Source organism: Gordonia sp. DT219, assembly GCF_049847065.1.
Classification (GTDB): Bacteria; Actinomycetota; Actinomycetes; order Mycobacteriales; family Mycobacteriaceae; genus Gordonia.
In genome coordinates this window covers 1-269 of the sequence record NZ_JBNCNR010000114.1, presented here as the reverse complement: position 1 = coordinate 269, position 269 = coordinate 1, and the positions used below count along the sequence as shown (strand labels likewise).

At 58.0% G+C, this 269-nt stretch carries 1 pseudogene; it reads left to right on the top strand.

From position 1 onward, the window contains the following. Nucleotides 1–51: 51 nt before the first annotated feature. Nucleotides 52–269 (top strand): annotated as a pseudogene (locus tag ACPXB3_RS22655) (HNH endonuclease); the annotation flags it as partial.

Below are 269 nucleotides of genomic sequence, written 5' to 3'. Positions count from 1 at the left end.
GAACTGATGTTTGATCGCATTCACTTTGGTCGTATTCACTGGGGGGTGACAATGACAACGATCGATCTGCCGGCTCTTGCGCCGGATGAGCAGGTGACGTTGTTGCATGCCCTCCTCGATCAGATGGGTTCGACGGATCTGTCGCAGTGTTCGGATGAGTCGTTGCTGGAGGTCGCGGCAGCCAATGAACGGGCGATCAACAAGCTGACCTTCCAGGGTGACCGGCAGATCGTCGAGCTATCCGACCGGAATGCGGAGCGCCGGTTCGG